The organism is Nocardia sp. NPDC059240 (assembly GCF_042753865.1).
Lineage (GTDB): Bacteria > Actinomycetota > Actinomycetes > Mycobacteriales > Mycobacteriaceae > Nocardia.
The window spans coordinates 382,477-396,703 of sequence record NZ_JBHZAC010000010.1 but is presented as its reverse complement, the minus strand read 5'-3'; the positions used below and the strand labels follow the sequence as shown (position 1 = coordinate 396,703).

Here is a 14,227-nt window from a genome sequence, read left to right as displayed (position 1 = left end):
AGCGCGTTCGCAGGGGGCGTGCGACCAGGGGTTACTCGATGAGGAGTGCTGTGAGTTCGCAATCGGCTGTAGCCGACGAGGTGGTTATGACACCGGCGGTCGCGGAGAATGGCGTTCCGGCCACGATTTTCGAGCGGATGCTCGCGGGGGTCCGGGCATCGACCCGGGCGGGTTCGGAGCTCGAGTTGCCCGTCAAGGTGCGCGAGGTGCGGTACGCGGCGCTGGGCGCCATGGGATTGGCGGTGCTGCACAGCCTGATCTCTACCATGGGCGGCCTGTCCTGCGTCATCGGCAGCGTCGGCCACTTCTTCGCCGCCTGGGTGATCGGCGGTCTCGCACTGCTTTTCGGCCTGCGCTCGCGCTGGATCTGGATCGGCGCGCTCGGATTGGCCAGCCTGCAGGTGTTTCTGGGGATCTTGACTCTGGTATCGGCCGAAATGCCCACGGGCGTGGGACCGTTCACCGTGCTGTTCGGCGTCATGGTCTCCGGCGTCGTCCTCGCGCTGCTGCTGCGCAAGGACTGCTACCGCTGGTTCGCGGCGGCCTGAAACGAACGCCGCCCACCGTGACATGGTGGGCGGCACTCACTTTCGCTATTTCAGGCTTTCGTCACTTCAGGCTGCGGCCCAGCGCCCGACCGGCATTGCGGCCGGAGAAGATGCAGCCGCCCAGGAACGTGCCTTCCAGTGCGTTGTAGCCGTGCACACCGCCGCCACCGAAGCCGGCGACCTCACCCGCGGCGTACAGGCCCGGGAACGGGGTGCCGTCCGGCCGCATGACCTGGGAGTCCAGGTTGGTCTGCAGGCCGCCGAGCGTCTTGCGGGTCAGGATGTTCAGGCGCACCCCGATGAGCGGGCCGTGCGCGGGATCCAGGATCCGGTGCGGGCTCGCCACCCGGACCTTGTCGCCCAGGAAGCGGCGGGCGTTGTTGACCGCCATCAGCTGGGCGTCCTTGCTGAACTTGTTGGTGACATCCCGGTCGCGGGCCACGATCTGGCGCTCGATATCGGCGAGCTCGAGGTGCGGGCCGCGGGAGATCTTGTTCAGTCCCGCAACCAGTTCGGCGAGATTGTCGGCGACCACGAAGTCGACGCCGTGCTCCTTGAACGCCTCCACCGGACCCGGCGCGCCCTTCGCCACGCGGCTGCGGAGCGCCAGTTTCAGATCCTTGCCGGTGATATCGGGGTTCTGCTCGGAACCCGAGAGCGCGAACTCCTTCTCGATGATCGACTGGTTGAGGATGAACCACGAGTAGTCGTAGCCGGTCGAGAGGATCTGCTTCATCGTGGCATTGGTGTCGAAACCCGGGAAAGCCGGTGCGGTCATGCGCTTTCCGTTCGCGTCGAACCACAGCGACGACGGCCCGGGAATGATCCGAATCGCGTGATCGGGCCAGATCGGATCCCAGTTGTGGATGCCCTCGGTGTAGTGCCACATGCGATCCCGGTTCACGATGCGCCCGCCCGCGGCCTCGGTGATGCCCAGCATGCGGCCGTCCACATGCGCGGGCACCCCGGAGATCATGTGCTCGGGGCACGGGCCCAGCCGGTCGGTCGGCCAGTTGCGCCGGATGAGGTCGTGATTGTGGCCGATACCGCCCGACGACACGATCACCGCCGCGGCCCGGAGTTCGAACTCGCGCTCGATGTTTCGTGACGACGCGACGCCGCGCGCTTCGTTCGAGGGTTCGAGCACGCTGCCGCGCACCCCGGTGACCACGTCGTCCTCGACCACCAGTTCGTCGACGCGATGCCGGAAGGCGAACCCGACCTGCCCACGCTTTTCCGCCTCGAGCACCGGCTCCAGGAACACCCGCACCACCTCGGGCCCGGTGCCCCAGGTGAGGTGGAAGCGCGGCACCGAGTTGCCGTGCCCGTCGGCGGTCACGCCGCCGCGCTCGGCCCACCCGACCACCGGTGTCACCCGCAGTCCGAGGTCGTAGAGATACTGCCGCTTCTCGCCGGCCGCGAATTCCACGTAGGCGCGCGCCCACTGCCGTGCCCAGTGGTCCTCGTCCTCCCGGTCGAAGCCGGCCGAGCCGAACCAGTCCTGCATGGCCAGTTCGAGACTGTCCTTCACCCCGAGTCGCCGCTGTTCGGGACTGTCGACGTAGAACAGTCCACCCAGTGACCAGAACGCCTGCCCACCGAGGTTGGCGCGGTTCTCCTGATCCAGCACGAGCACCCGCCGCCCCGCCTTGACCAGCTCATAGGTGGCGACGAGACCGGCCAGACCGGCGCCGACGACGATGACATCCGGGTTCTCGATCATGCCCATTTCCTTGCCGTAGAAGTTCGATACACAAATGTATCGAACTGGGTCGCTGCTGTACAGGAGTTCGATACGCCGGTGTATCGAGCGTGGTTGTCGGTGGCACGTGGCATGGTTCGAGTGTGCCGACTTCCCTGCCCGGATCAATGACACTTGCCGCGGCGCGCCGCACCGCCCTCGCGGCACAAGGTTTCGCGGCGGCGCGTCCGAGTGGGACACCCACGCGCCGCACCGTCATGAAGGTGCTCGACAGCACCCGGCTGCTGCAGCTGGATTCGGTGTCGGCGGTGGTTCGGGCACATTACGCGCCGGTGTTCAGCCGGATCGGGGCCTATGACCGGACGCTGCTGGACGAGGCGGCGTGGGGTCACAGTGCGCGGCGGCCGCGGCAGCTGATCGAGTACTGGGCGCATGAGGCGGCGTTGATTCCGGTGGGGGACTGGTCGCTCATGCGGTGGCGGATGGAGCAGTATCGGCACGGGCGCTGGAATGGGATGCGGCAGACGCTGGAACGCAATCCGGCGCTGGCCGACGATGTGCTGGGGGTGTTGAAGGAGTTCGGGCCGAGTACGGCCGGGGAGGTCGAGAAGCATCTGGAGCTGGATCGGCCTCGGGCCAAGGAGCAGTGGGGCTGGAACTACAGCGATACCAAGGTGGTGTGCGAGGCGTTGTTCGCGGCGGGGGAGCTGACGGTGCCGAAACGGGTGGGCTTCCAACGGCATTACGACCTGGCCGCGAATGTCATTCCCGCGGAGGTGCTCTCGCACGAGCCCGACGAGGCGGACGCGGTGCGCGAGCTGGTGCGGCGGGCGGCACGGGCGCACGGTGTCGGCACCGAGACCGATCTACGCGACTATTACCGGCTGAAGCGGACGCAGACCGAGCCCGCCATCGCGGATCTGCTCGATTCGGGTGAGCTGCAACAGGTCACGGTCGAGGGCTGGGACAAGCCCGCGTATCTGCATGCCGAGGCACGGACACCCCGCCGGGTCACCGGTGCGGCACTGCTGTGCCCGTTCGATCCGCTCATCTTCTTCCGTGATCGCACCGAGCGGCTCTTCGATTTCCACTACCGCATCGAGATCTACACGCCGGAACACAAACGCGTGCACGGGTATTACGTGTTCCCGTTCCTGCTCGACGGACAGTTGGTGGGCCGCGTGGATCTGCGGGCGGAACGCGCCGGCGGGCGGCTGCTGGTGCCGGGAGCCTTCACCGAACCCGGTCACCAGCCGAAGCGAGTGGCGGGCGCGCTGGCCGGGGCGCTGCGCGAAATGGCCGACTGGCTAGAGCTCGACACCGTCGAGGTCGGCGAAAAAGGCGATCTCGCACCGGCATTGCGGCGCGAGATCGCCTGATTCCGGGTTCGACGGGTCAGAACGGCCCGTCGGTCCAGGCGTTGAGCACAATGCCCTTCTTGCCGTCGCCGGTGCATTCGATCGTCATCGGCATCAGCGGCCGCGGCGAATCGCCCACGATGTAGGTGGGGGACTGGTAGCCGTTGCCGACCTGACGGGTGCCCAGGCACTCCACCACGGCGGCGTACCAGGCGTTCTCGGGGCAGGTGAAGGTGGCGGTGTCGAGCGTCCGGTCGATGCGGCAGACATTGTCGGCATGCGCGGCCGGGGCCCCGGCCAGCGAAATCAAGCCTGCCGCGCCGATGCCGAGTGCGGAGCCGAACGCGAGCGACCGGCGACGCGGATGGAGATGGTGATGATTCGTCATCGAACAAGCTCCCTCGTATACGGACAGATCAATCGAAACAGTTCGGACCATACTGACCGCGAGTGCGGCCGGACCGTCGAAACTCGCGGAGATCAGCGCCCGGCGTGGCGCGTCGACGACGGCGCGCGGACCCGGAAGTGGCGTGCCGCGCGGAATGGCATGCGATGCGGGAATGCATCTCCCGCCATTCCGGCCCGGGTCGTCAGATCATCACGGGCGGCTCGGACTGGAAGTAGTTCCGGTGCAGGCGGATCGGCCCGGCGTCGGCGGCGGCGGGCATGGAGACCGCTACCAGCGCGGCGGCGGCCAGGCACAGGGCCCCGGCGATGGCGAGCGAGCGGCGGCGCGTGCGCAGACCGGTCATGGCGTTCCCCTCTCTGAACTGATCTTGGGGATACTTCGTCGCCGCGACCGTCGTGGATGGCTGTCGGGGGTGCGGATGGCTGTCGGGGGTACTGACTACCCTGGACGGGTGGCAGATCCCGCGACCTACCGGCCCGCTCCGGGCACCATTCCCGTCGAACCCGGCGTCTACAAGTTCCGGGACAAGTTCGGGCAGGTCATCTACGTCGGCAAGGCGAAAAGCCTGCGCAGCCGCCTGAACTCGTATTTCGCGGATGTCGCCGGGCTGCACCCGCGCACCCGGCAGATGGTGACCACGGCGGCCGGGGTCGAGTGGACCGTGGTGTCCACCGAGGTGGAAGCGCTGCAGCTGGAATACAACTGGATCAAGGAATTCGATCCGCGCTTCAATGTCCGCTACCGCGACGACAAGTCGTATCCGGTGCTGGCGGTCAGCCTCGACGAGGAGTACCCCCGGGTGTTCGTCTACCGGGGCGCGCGCAAGAAGGGTGTCCGCTACTTCGGCCCCTACGCCCATGCCTGGGCCATTCGCGAAACCCTTGATCTGCTGTTGCGTGTCTTCCCGGTGCGCACCTGTTCGGCGGGAGTCTTCAAGCGGCACAGCCAGATCGGGCGTCCGTGCCTGCTCGGCTACATCGACAAGTGCTCCGCGCCCTGCATCGGCCGGGTGAGCGCGGCCGAGCATCGCGACATCGTGGACGACTTCTGCGACTTCCTCGCAGGCAAGACGGACCGCCTGGTCAAGCAGCTCGAACGGCGCATGCACGAGGCCGCCGACGAACTCGACTTCGAGAACGCCGCCCGCCTGCGCGACGACGTGCAGGCGCTCAAACGCGCGCTGGAGAAGCAGGCGGTGGTGCTCGGGACCGGCACCGATGCCGATGTCATCGATTTCGCTCTCGACGAACTCGAGGCGGCGGTGCAGATCTTCCACGTCCGCGACGGTCGCGTGCGCGGCCAGCGCGGCTGGGTGGTCGACAAGTCCGGCGACGCCATCGACGCGGTGGGGACCGGCGGCGAGCTCCCGGTCCTGGTCGAACAGTTCCTCACCCAGTTCTACGGCGAACAGACCGCGGTCGCCGCGCAGAGCGGCGAGTCCCAGCCCGGTGCCGTGGTCCCGCGTGAGGTGCTGGTCCCGGCGCTGCCGGATGACCATGAGCAGGTACAGGATTGGCTCTCCGGCCTGCGCGGCTCGGCCGTGCAGTTGCGGGTCCCGCAGCGCGGGGACAAGAAGGCCCTGGCCGAAACCGTCCAGCGCAACGCCCAGGAAGCGCTCGCCCAGCACAAGCTCAAGCGCGCCGGGGACTTGACTGCTCGCTCGGCCGCACTGCAGGAGCTGCAGGACGCCCTGGATCTCGACAGCGCCCCGCTGCGAATCGAATGTGTGGACATTTCGCACGTACAGGGCACCGATGTGGTGGCCTCGCTGGTCGTCTTCGAGGACGGGCTGGCCCGTAAATCCGAGTACCGCCACTACGGCATCAAGGAGGCCGCCGGTGACGGCCGCTCCGACGATGTCGGCAGCATCGCGGAGGTGACCCGGCGGCGCTTCGGGAAGCTGCGCCGGGATCTGGACGCCGCCGAGGCGGCCGAGCTCGAATCCGGTTCGGAGCCAATCGATTCCGACCTGCCCCCGGGCATCGACCCGAAGACCGGCCGCCCGCGCCGCTTCGCCTACCCACCCAACCTCTACGTCGTCGACGGTGGCGCACCCCAGGTGAACGCCGCCGCCGAGGTGCTCGACGAACTGGGCATCACCGATGTCGCGGTCATCGGCCTGGCCAAGCGCCTGGAAGAGGTGTGGGTGCCCAACGAGGCGGACCCGGTGATCATGCCGCGCACCAGCGAAGCCCTCTATCTGCTGCAGCGGGTACGCGACGAGGCGCACCGTTTCGCCATCACCTTCCACCGGTCCAAGCGGTCGCGGCGGATGACGGAATCGGTGCTGGATTCGGTGCCGGGTCTGGGAGCCACCCGAAAGACGGCGCTGGTTCAGCACTTCGGGTCGGTCGCCAAGCTCAAGCAGGCTACGGTGGAGCAGATCACCGAGGTCCCGGGCATCGGAGTGGCCACCGCGAAGGCGGTACTGGCCGCCCTGCAGGCCCAGTAGAGATCGTCCCCGGGCGCAGATCCAAGGTCGAATGCGGTGTGGCGCGTTGTCCGCGCGCCGTGGCGCGTCGAACGGTGACGCACCGGGTAGAGTGCGACACGCCGATCGGGAAATTTGCGACACGCCGCGTGTGCTGGTCGGGAGCAGAAATCACAGCTAGGTCTCGCTCCCTTCGTGCGCCTGCCGCGTTTCCGGACATCGGTGCAGGATGATCGAGGGAACCTCAGACACGAACCGGTAGGACATGACGCGCGTCGAAGCCAATACCCATACGGCCGAAAACAGCAAGACATCTCAAACAGGTGAGACCCAGCCGACGGCCCGGCGCGGACGGTCGGCATCCGAATCGACACCGGTGGAGGTCGTGATCGTGACCGGCCTGTCTGGTGCGGGTCGCGGTACCGCCGCCAAGGTGCTCGAAGACCTCGGCTACTACGTGGCCGACAACCTCCCGCCCGAATTGATCGGGCGCATGGTCGAACTCGGCGGCAGCGCCGAACCGCCCATCCGCAAACTCGCGCTCGTCATGGACGTGCGCAACCGCTTCTTCACCGGAAACCTCGCGGCGGTGGGCGAACAGCTACGGACCGCGGGTGTGCGCACCCGCATCCTGTTCCTGGAAGCCTCCGACGATGTGCTGATCCGTCGCTTCGGATTCGCGCGACGTCGGCATCCGCTGCAGAGCGACAGCGCCGACGGCACCCTGACCGCCGGCATCGCCGCGGAGCGGCGGCGACTATCCCCGGTGAAGACGGCAGCCGACGTGGTCATCGATACCACCGAGCTGTCGATCCACCAGCTGCACCGCAAGCTCGAGGAGGTCTACGGCGGCGACGCCGCCACCGTGCTGCAGCTGACCGTTCAATCGTTCGGTTTCAAATACGGAGTCCCGCTCGACGCCGACATGGTGTTCGATCTGCGATTCCTGCCGAATCCGCATTGGATTCCGGAACTCCGCGAAAAGACCGGACAGGACGCCCCGGTCAGTGAGTATGTGTTGTCGCGCCCCGGCGCTCAGGACTATCTGGGCACCGCGCGGCATCTCGTCGACCTGACGACCGAGGGCTACCGGCAAGAGGGGAAGCGATACATGACCGTGGCAGTGGGCTGCACCGGCGGCAAGCACCGCAGTGTGGCGATTTCGGAGGCGCTGGGAGACGCCCTGGCCGACAACGAGTCGGGTGACGTGGTGCGCGTGGTTCATCGGGATCTGGGGCGGGAATGAGTGAGAACGATTCCGGCCGGACCACCAATCCGGCCATCGTGGCGCTCGGTGGCGGCCACGGCCTGTACTCGACGCTGACCGCCATCCGGCGGTTGACTCGCAAGATCACCGCGGTGGTGACCGTCGCCGACGACGGCGGGTCCTCGGGCCGCCTACGTTCCGAGCTCGGCATGCTGCCCCCGGGCGATCTGCGAATGGCCTTGGCGGCCTTGGCCGAAGAGGCCGACGGCATCTGGGCGCGAACCTTGCAACATCGCTTCGGCGGCACCGGCGCACTGGCCGGGCATTCGGTCGGCAATCTGATTCTGGCCGGTCTCACCGAGGAGCTCGGCGATCCGGTCGCCGCCCTCGACGAGGCCGGAAAGATTCTGCGGATCACCGGCCGGGTGCTACCCATGTCGCCCATCGCGCTCACCATCGAGGCGGATGTCTCTGGCCTGGAAGGCGATCCGAGAGTCAGCCGCTGCATTCGCGGTCAGGTTGCGGTGGCGACCACGCCGGGCAAGGTGCGCCGGGTGCGGCTGATCCCGTCGGATCCACCCGCCTGTCCGGAGGCGACCTCGGCCATCGAGCACGCCGACGTGGTGGTGCTGGGCCCCGGTAGCTGGTTCACGAGTGTCATCCCGCATGTGCTCGTGCCCGAATTGCACGAAGCGCTGTTGCACACGCGTGCGCGGAAAGTGCTGGTGCTCAACCTCGCTGCCGAACCGGGCGAAACGGCCGGATTCTCCGCGGAGCGGCACCTGCATGTATTGTCCCAGCACGCACCGGATTTCACAGTCGACCATGTTTTGGTGGACTCGGGTTCCGTACCCGAGGGTAGGGAACGCGAACATCTGGCAAGAGCTGCCGAACAGCTGCGTGCGCGAGTAACCTTCGCTGATGTCGCCGAGGCGGGGACGGACCGGCACCACCCCGGAAAGCTTGCCGCCGCACTGGATCAGGTGATCCGGCAACCTCGGCCGGAATTGGCAGGGCTTCGAATCGAAGGACGGCATATGGGCCAACGCGTGCGGTCCGGGTTGGGTGGAAAGGAGCGCGTCTCGTGGCGATGACAGCGGAAGTGAAGGACGAGCTGAGCCGACTCTCTGTATCACAGGTGAGTTCGCGCAAGGCGGAACTGTCCGCGCTACTGCGGTTCGCCGGTGGATTGCACATCGTCGGCGGTCGCGTGATCGTCGAGGCCGAGGTGGACATGGGTTCCATCGCGCGCCGGCTGCGCCGGGAAATCTTCGAGCTGTACGGCTATGGCTCGGACGTGCATGTCCTAGGCGCGGGCGGACTCCGGAAAACCTCCCGGTATGTGGTGCGAGTTTCCAAGGAGGGCGAGGCGCTGGCGCGCCAGACCGGGTTACTCGATGTGCGTGGTCGGCCGGTGCGGGGTCTGCCCGCGCAGGTGGTCGGCGGCAGCATCGGTGACGCCGAAGCCGCTTGGCGCGGAGCGTTTCTCGCGCACGGCTCGCTCACCGAACCCGGTCGTTCCTCCGCGCTCGAGGTGAGCTGCCCGGGACCCGAGGCCGCACTGGCCCTCGTGGGTGCCGCCCGGCGCATGGGCATCTCGGCCAAGGCGCGCGAAGTGCGCGGCACCGATCGCGTGGTGGTACGCGACGGTGAGGCCATCGGCGCCCTGCTCACCCGCATGGGTGCGCAGGACACCCGGCTCACCTGGGAGGAGCGGCGCATGCGCCGCGAGGTCCGGGCGACGGCCAACCGGCTGGCCAACTTCGACGACGCGAACCTGCGTCGTTCGGCCCGCGCGGCCGTGGCCGCCGCGGCTCGCGTGGAGCGCGCCCTGGAAATACTGTCCGACGATGTACCCGACCACCTGGCGGCCGCGGGCAAGCTGCGCGTGCTGCATCGGCAGGCGTCACTGGAGGAGCTCGGCCAGCTGGCCGATCCGCCGATGACCAAAGACGCTGTGGCGGGCCGGATTCGGCGGCTGCTGTCGATGGCGGACCGGCGTGCCAAGGAACTCGGCGTGCCAGACACCGAAAGTGCGGTCACCGCAGAGCTGCTCGAAGAGGCGTGAATCACGCTCGCGCCTGAGTAAACTCGCTCACAACCGTCGAGTTATTCCGATCGGAAGCGTCGCAACCGTTGCGGTTGCGGCGCTTCCGTCGTGTGTGACGAAAGTGAACGTTTCGTAGTTCACCGTGGCGGGGGTGTGTCCGTGATGTTTCCGTTACAGGTCTAGGGTTAGACGCGCAACGGAAACGATCCGCAAAGCTGAGGAGCGAAAACGTGACTGTCCGGGTAGGGATCAACGGCTTCGGCCGCATCGGGCGCAACTTCTTCCGCGCCGTCGAGGCGCAGAAGGCCCTCGGCACCACAGACATCGAGATCGTGGCGGTCAATGACCTGACCGACAACAAGACCCTTGCCACCCTGCTGAAGTACGACTCGATCCTCGGCCGTCTGCCGCAGGACGTCTCCCTGGACGGCGAGTACATCGTCGTCGGCGATCAGCGCATCCGCGCGCTCGAGATCAAGGAAGGCCCGTCGGCCCTGCCGTGGGGCGACCTGGGTGTCGACGTGGTCGTCGAGTCCACCGGTATCTTCACCGCCGCCGCCAAGGCGAAGGGCCACCTGGCCGCCGGCGCCAAGAAGGTCATCATCTCCGCGCCCGCCTCGGACGAGGACATCACCATCGTGATGGGCGTCAACGACGACAAGTACGACGGCTCGCAGAACATCATCTCGAACGCCTCGTGCACCACCAACTGCCTGGGCCCGATTGCCAAGGTGCTCAACGACTCCTTCGGCATCGAGCGTGGCCTGATGACCACGGTTCACGCCTACACCCAGGACCAGAACCTGCAGGACGCGCCGCACAAGGATCTGCGTCGCGCCCGCGCCGCCGCGCTGAACATCGTGCCCACCGGCACCGGTGCCGCCAAGGCCATCGGCCTGGTGCTGCCCGAGCTGCTCGGCAAGCTCAACGGTTACGCGCTGCGCGTGCCGGTCCCGACGGGTTCGCTCACCGACCTGACCGTGGACCTGCGCAAGGCCGCGTCCGTCGACGAGGTCAACGCCGCCATGAAGGCCGCCGCCGAGGGCCCGATGAAGGGCATCCTGAAGTACAACGTCGACCCGATCGTCTCCTCGGACATCGTGACCGACCCGCACTCCTCGATCTACGACGCGCCGCTGACCCAGGTCATCGACAACCAGGTCAAGGTCGCCTCCTGGTACGACAATGAGTGGGGCTACTCCAACCGCCTCGCCGACCTCATCGGCCTCGTCGGCAAGTCCCTCTAAGCGCCGATGACGATCAAGACACTCCAGGATCTGCTGAACGAGGGTGTCGAGGGCCGGGGCGTACTCGTGCGCTCCGACCTCAACGTGCCCCTCGACAACGGCGTCATCACCGACCCGGGCCGCATCATCGCGTCCGCGCCGACCATCAAGGCGCTGGCCGAGGCCGGTGCCAAGGTCGTCGTGACCGCGCACCTGGGCCGCCCGAAGGGCGAGCCGGATCCGAAGTTCTCCCTTGCACCTGTCGCCGCGCGACTGGCCGAGGAGCTGGGCCGCAATGTCCAGCTGGCCGGTGACGTGGTGGGCTACGACGCGCTCTCGCGCTCGGAGGGCCTCACCGACGGCGACGTGATGCTGCTCGAGAACGTGCGTTTCGATCCGCGCGAGACCAGCAAGGACGAGGCCGAGCGGACCAAGCTCGCCAAGGCCCTGGTCGAACTCGTCGGCGACGACGGCGCTTTCGTGTCCGACGGCTTCGGTGTGGTGCACCGCAAGCAGGCGTCGGTCTACGACGTGGCCAAGCTGCTGCCGCATTACGCGGGCAACCTGGTCGCGGCCGAGACCGAGGTGCTGCGCAAGCTCACCACCGACACCGAGCGGCCGTACGCGGTCGTGCTCGGCGGTTCGAAGGTCTCCGACAAGCTGGCGGTCATCGAGGCGCTCGCGCCGAAGGTCGACACGCTGGTCATCGGTGGCGGCATGTGCTTCACCTTCCTTGCCGCACAGGGCCTTTCGGTGGGCACCTCGCTGCTGCAGGAGGAGATGATCGCAACCTGCCAGGACCTGCTGGACAAGTACGGCGACGTCATCCACCTGCCCGTCGACATCATCGTGGCCGACAAGTTCGCGGCCGACGCGGAGTCGAAGACGGTGGCGGCCAACGAGATTCCCGACGGCTGGATGGGTCTGGACATCGGTCCGGAGTCGACCAAGCGTTTCGCGGCGCTGCTGACCGAGGCCAAGACGGTGTTCTGGAACGGCCCGATGGGCGTGTTCGAGTTCGAGGCGTTCTCGGCCGGTACCTGCGGTGTCGCCGAGGCGATCGCCACGGCCACCGGCAAGGGCGCGTTCACGGTCGTCGGCGGCGGTGACTCCGCCGCGGCGGTGCGCACCCTCGGCCTGCCCGACGACGGTTTCTCGCACATCTCCACCGGCGGCGGCGCGTCGCTGGAATACCTGGAGGGCAAGGAACTTCCGGGCCTTTCGGTTCTGGAGGACTGAACCATGGCACGTAAGCCTTTGATCGCCGGCAACTGGAAGATGAATCTCAACCACCTCGAGGCCATCTCGCTGGTGCAGAAGATCGCCTTCGCGTTGCCGGAGAAGTACTTCGACAAGGTCGACGTCACGGTGATCCCGCCGTTCGTGGACCTGCGCAGCGTGCAGACGCTGGTCGAGGGTGACCGGCTGCTGCTCACCTACGGTGCGCAGGACGTGTCCACCCACGACGAGGGCGCCTACACCGGCGAGATCAGCGGTTCCATGCTGGCGAAGCTGGGCTGCTCGTTCGTCGTGGTCGGCCACTCCGAGCGGCGTCAGTACCATCTCGAGGACGACGCGACCGTGCTGGCCAAGACCAAGCAGGCGCTCAAGTACGGCATCACGCCGATCGTCTGCATCGGTGAGGGCCTGGGTGTGCGCGAGACCCAGACCCACGTGGCCTACAACCTCGAGCAGCTGCGCGGCTCGCTCAAGGGCCTGACCGCCGAGGAGATCTCCAAGGTCGTCATCGCCTACGAGCCGGTCTGGGCCATCGGCACCGGCAAGGTCGCCACCCCGGCCAATGCGCAGGAAGTCTGCGGCGCGATCCGCAAGGAACTTGCCGAGCTGGCGAATCCCGAAGTGGCCGCGGGCGTCCGCGTCCTCTACGGCGGTTCGGTCAATGCCAAGAACGTCGGCGAGCTGGTCGGCCAGACCGACATCGACGGCGCTCTGGTCGGCGGCGCGTCGCTCAAGGGCGACGAGTTCGCGACCCTCTCGGCGATCGCCGCGGGCGGTCCGCTGCCGTAACGGTCTCCGTTGCCAAGAATTAGGGCCGGGCATCCATCGGATGCCCGGCCCTTTTCGGCACAATGGCGATCATGAGCGACGACTGGAACACCAACATCATCAACGAGTTCCGCGCCAACGAGGGCCGCGTCGGCGGACCTTTCGAGGGAGCTCCCATGATCCTGGTCCACCACCGCGGCCGTAAGTCGGGCAAACAGGGCGTGACGCCCCTGATGTACCAGGCCGATGACCAGGACCCGAACCTGCTCTACATCTTCGCCTCGGCGGCGGGCGCACCGAACAACCCGGCCTGGTACTACAACCTCACCGACGCCGGGAAGACCGATGTCGAGGTCGGCACCGAGACTTTCCCGGTCGCCGTCTCCGAGGTCACCGGCTCGGACCGGGACCGCATCTACGACACCCAGGCCACCCGCTACCCGGGCTTCGCGGGCTACGCCGAGAAGACCGCGGGCATCCGGACCATCCCGGTGCTGGCCCTGCGCCGGTCCTAGCGCAACGCACGGGCGGTCGTGGCCGGAGGATTTCCGGCCGCGACCGCCTTTTTCATGCCCATGATCGCGACATTTCCTCGCTTCTTGACAGTAACTGTCATATCGGTAGACACTGGCAATGGATGAAGGAGGACGAATGTCATTGCGGGAGCGGCAACGTCGGCAGGTTCGGGACGAGATCCAGCGGGCGGCCTACGAGTTGTTCGCCGAGAAGGGCTTCGCCGAGGTGACCACCGAGCAGATCGCGGCGGCGGCCGGGGTTTCGGCAAGCACGTACTTCCGGCATGTGCGCAGCAAGGAAGATCTGCTGCTGGATCCCGTGCGCGAAGGTGGGGCGGGGATCGCGCCATTGCTCGAGGATCAGGACGCCGATCAACCGGCGGATGTGGCTCTGGCGCAGGCGATTCTGGCGCGCTCCACCACGCTGGCGGCGGCCGAACTCGAGCAGTGGCGGGCCGCGTTCGCGACGGCTCCGCATCTGCTGGAGCGGGTGGCGCTGATCAGCGCCGAGCATCGGGGACGACTGGTCGAGCTGGTGGGGGAGCGGATGGGGCGGGATCCGGGGGCGGACAGCACGCCCGGACTGCTCGTGCATCTGATGCTCGCGGCGGCGGAATTCGGCTACCTGCAATGGCTTCGGAACTCCGAGCATCCGGAGATGTCGCTGGCGGTATGCGTCGAGGGTGCCCTCGGCGCTGTCGTCGGTGAGCGCTGGCGGCACGTGGGCTGAAAAGCCCTCGGGCGCGGGGAAATACAAATGAATCACGGAGATAG

14 protein-coding genes are annotated in these 14,227 nt (G+C 67.2%); 11 read left to right on the top strand and 3 right to left on the bottom strand.

Annotated features, from left to right (window positions below; all coding sequences use genetic code 11):
• Positions 1–50: 50 nt before the first annotated feature.
• Positions 51–548 carry a hypothetical protein gene (locus ACFXHA_RS33940; RefSeq protein ID WP_379363416.1) on the top strand — a complete coding sequence of 166 codons (498 nt, stop codon included), beginning with the start codon at positions 51–53 and terminating at the stop codon, positions 546–548.
• A 61-nt stretch (positions 549–609) separates the two neighbouring features.
• Here the strand turns inward: ACFXHA_RS33940 and ACFXHA_RS33935 are convergent, their stop codons facing one another.
• Positions 610–2,271 (bottom strand): FAD-binding dehydrogenase, encoded by a 1,662-nt coding sequence (locus tag ACFXHA_RS33935; protein ID WP_379363414.1) that lies wholly within the window; start codon positions 2,269–2,271, stop codon positions 610–612.
• A 146-nt stretch (positions 2,272–2,417) separates the two neighbouring features.
• Between ACFXHA_RS33935 and ACFXHA_RS33930 the strand changes: the two genes are divergently transcribed.
• Entirely contained in the window at positions 2,418–3,629 is a 1,212-nt protein-coding gene (locus tag ACFXHA_RS33930; protein WP_379363412.1) for a winged helix-turn-helix domain-containing protein, read from the top strand.
• A 16-nt stretch (positions 3,630–3,645) separates the two neighbouring features.
• Here ACFXHA_RS33930 and ACFXHA_RS33925 read toward each other — a convergent pair whose 3' ends face one another.
• The gene (locus tag ACFXHA_RS33925; protein WP_379363410.1) at positions 3,646–3,996 is read right to left on the bottom strand and encodes a hypothetical protein; all 351 of its coding nucleotides are present in this window, start codon (positions 3,994–3,996) and stop codon (positions 3,646–3,648) included.
• 202 nt (positions 3,997–4,198) lie between these two features.
• The gene (locus ACFXHA_RS33920) at positions 4,199–4,360 is read right to left on the bottom strand and encodes a hypothetical protein (protein WP_379363408.1); all 162 of its coding nucleotides are present in this window, start codon (positions 4,358–4,360) and stop codon (positions 4,199–4,201) included.
• A gap of 108 nt (positions 4,361–4,468) precedes the next feature.
• On the opposite strand from ACFXHA_RS33920, the gene uvrC reads away from it, so the two are divergent.
• The 9 genes from uvrC (at position 4,469) to ACFXHA_RS33875 (ending at position 14,183) form a co-directional block, all read left to right on the top strand.
• Positions 4,469–6,469, top strand: a complete 2,001-nt coding sequence (uvrC, locus tag ACFXHA_RS33915; protein ID WP_379363406.1) for an excinuclease ABC subunit UvrC — start codon at positions 4,469–4,471, stop codon at positions 6,467–6,469.
• A 244-nt stretch (positions 6,470–6,713) separates the two neighbouring features.
• On the top strand, positions 6,714–7,694 hold the full coding sequence (gene rapZ, locus ACFXHA_RS33910; protein ID WP_379363404.1) for an RNase adapter RapZ: 981 nt from the start codon (positions 6,714–6,716) through the stop codon (positions 7,692–7,694).
• Complete coding sequence (gene yvcK / locus ACFXHA_RS33905; protein ID WP_379363402.1) at positions 7,691–8,749, top strand: uridine diphosphate-N-acetylglucosamine-binding protein YvcK; 1,059 nt, start codon at positions 7,691–7,693, stop codon at positions 8,747–8,749. Before rapZ ends, yvcK begins: the two co-directional genes overlap by 4 nt.
• Positions 8,740–9,723, top strand: coding sequence for a DNA-binding protein WhiA (whiA, locus tag ACFXHA_RS33900; protein WP_120736392.1), 984 nt, complete (start codon positions 8,740–8,742; stop codon positions 9,721–9,723). The genes yvcK and whiA overlap by 10 nt, the downstream gene beginning before the upstream one ends.
• Before the next feature lie 212 nt (positions 9,724–9,935).
• Positions 9,936–10,952, top strand: a complete 1,017-nt coding sequence (gene gap, locus ACFXHA_RS33895; protein ID WP_379363400.1) for a type I glyceraldehyde-3-phosphate dehydrogenase — start codon at positions 9,936–9,938, stop codon at positions 10,950–10,952.
• A gap of 6 nt (positions 10,953–10,958) precedes the next feature.
• Positions 10,959–12,170 (top strand): phosphoglycerate kinase, encoded by a 1,212-nt coding sequence (locus tag ACFXHA_RS33890; protein WP_379363398.1) that lies wholly within the window; start codon positions 10,959–10,961, stop codon positions 12,168–12,170.
• A gap of 3 nt (positions 12,171–12,173) precedes the next feature.
• Positions 12,174–12,959: a triose-phosphate isomerase gene (gene tpiA / locus ACFXHA_RS33885; protein WP_379363396.1), complete on the top strand. Its 786-nt coding sequence runs from the start codon at positions 12,174–12,176 to the stop codon at positions 12,957–12,959.
• Positions 12,960–13,030: 71 nt separating this feature from the next.
• Entirely contained in the window at positions 13,031–13,453 is a 423-nt protein-coding gene (locus ACFXHA_RS33880; RefSeq protein ID WP_379363394.1) for a nitroreductase family deazaflavin-dependent oxidoreductase, read from the top strand.
• Positions 13,454–13,589: 136 nt separating this feature from the next.
• On the top strand, positions 13,590–14,183 hold the full coding sequence (locus ACFXHA_RS33875) for a TetR/AcrR family transcriptional regulator (RefSeq protein ID WP_379363392.1): 594 nt from the start codon (positions 13,590–13,592) through the stop codon (positions 14,181–14,183).
• The last annotated feature ends 44 nt before the right edge of the window (positions 14,184–14,227 follow it).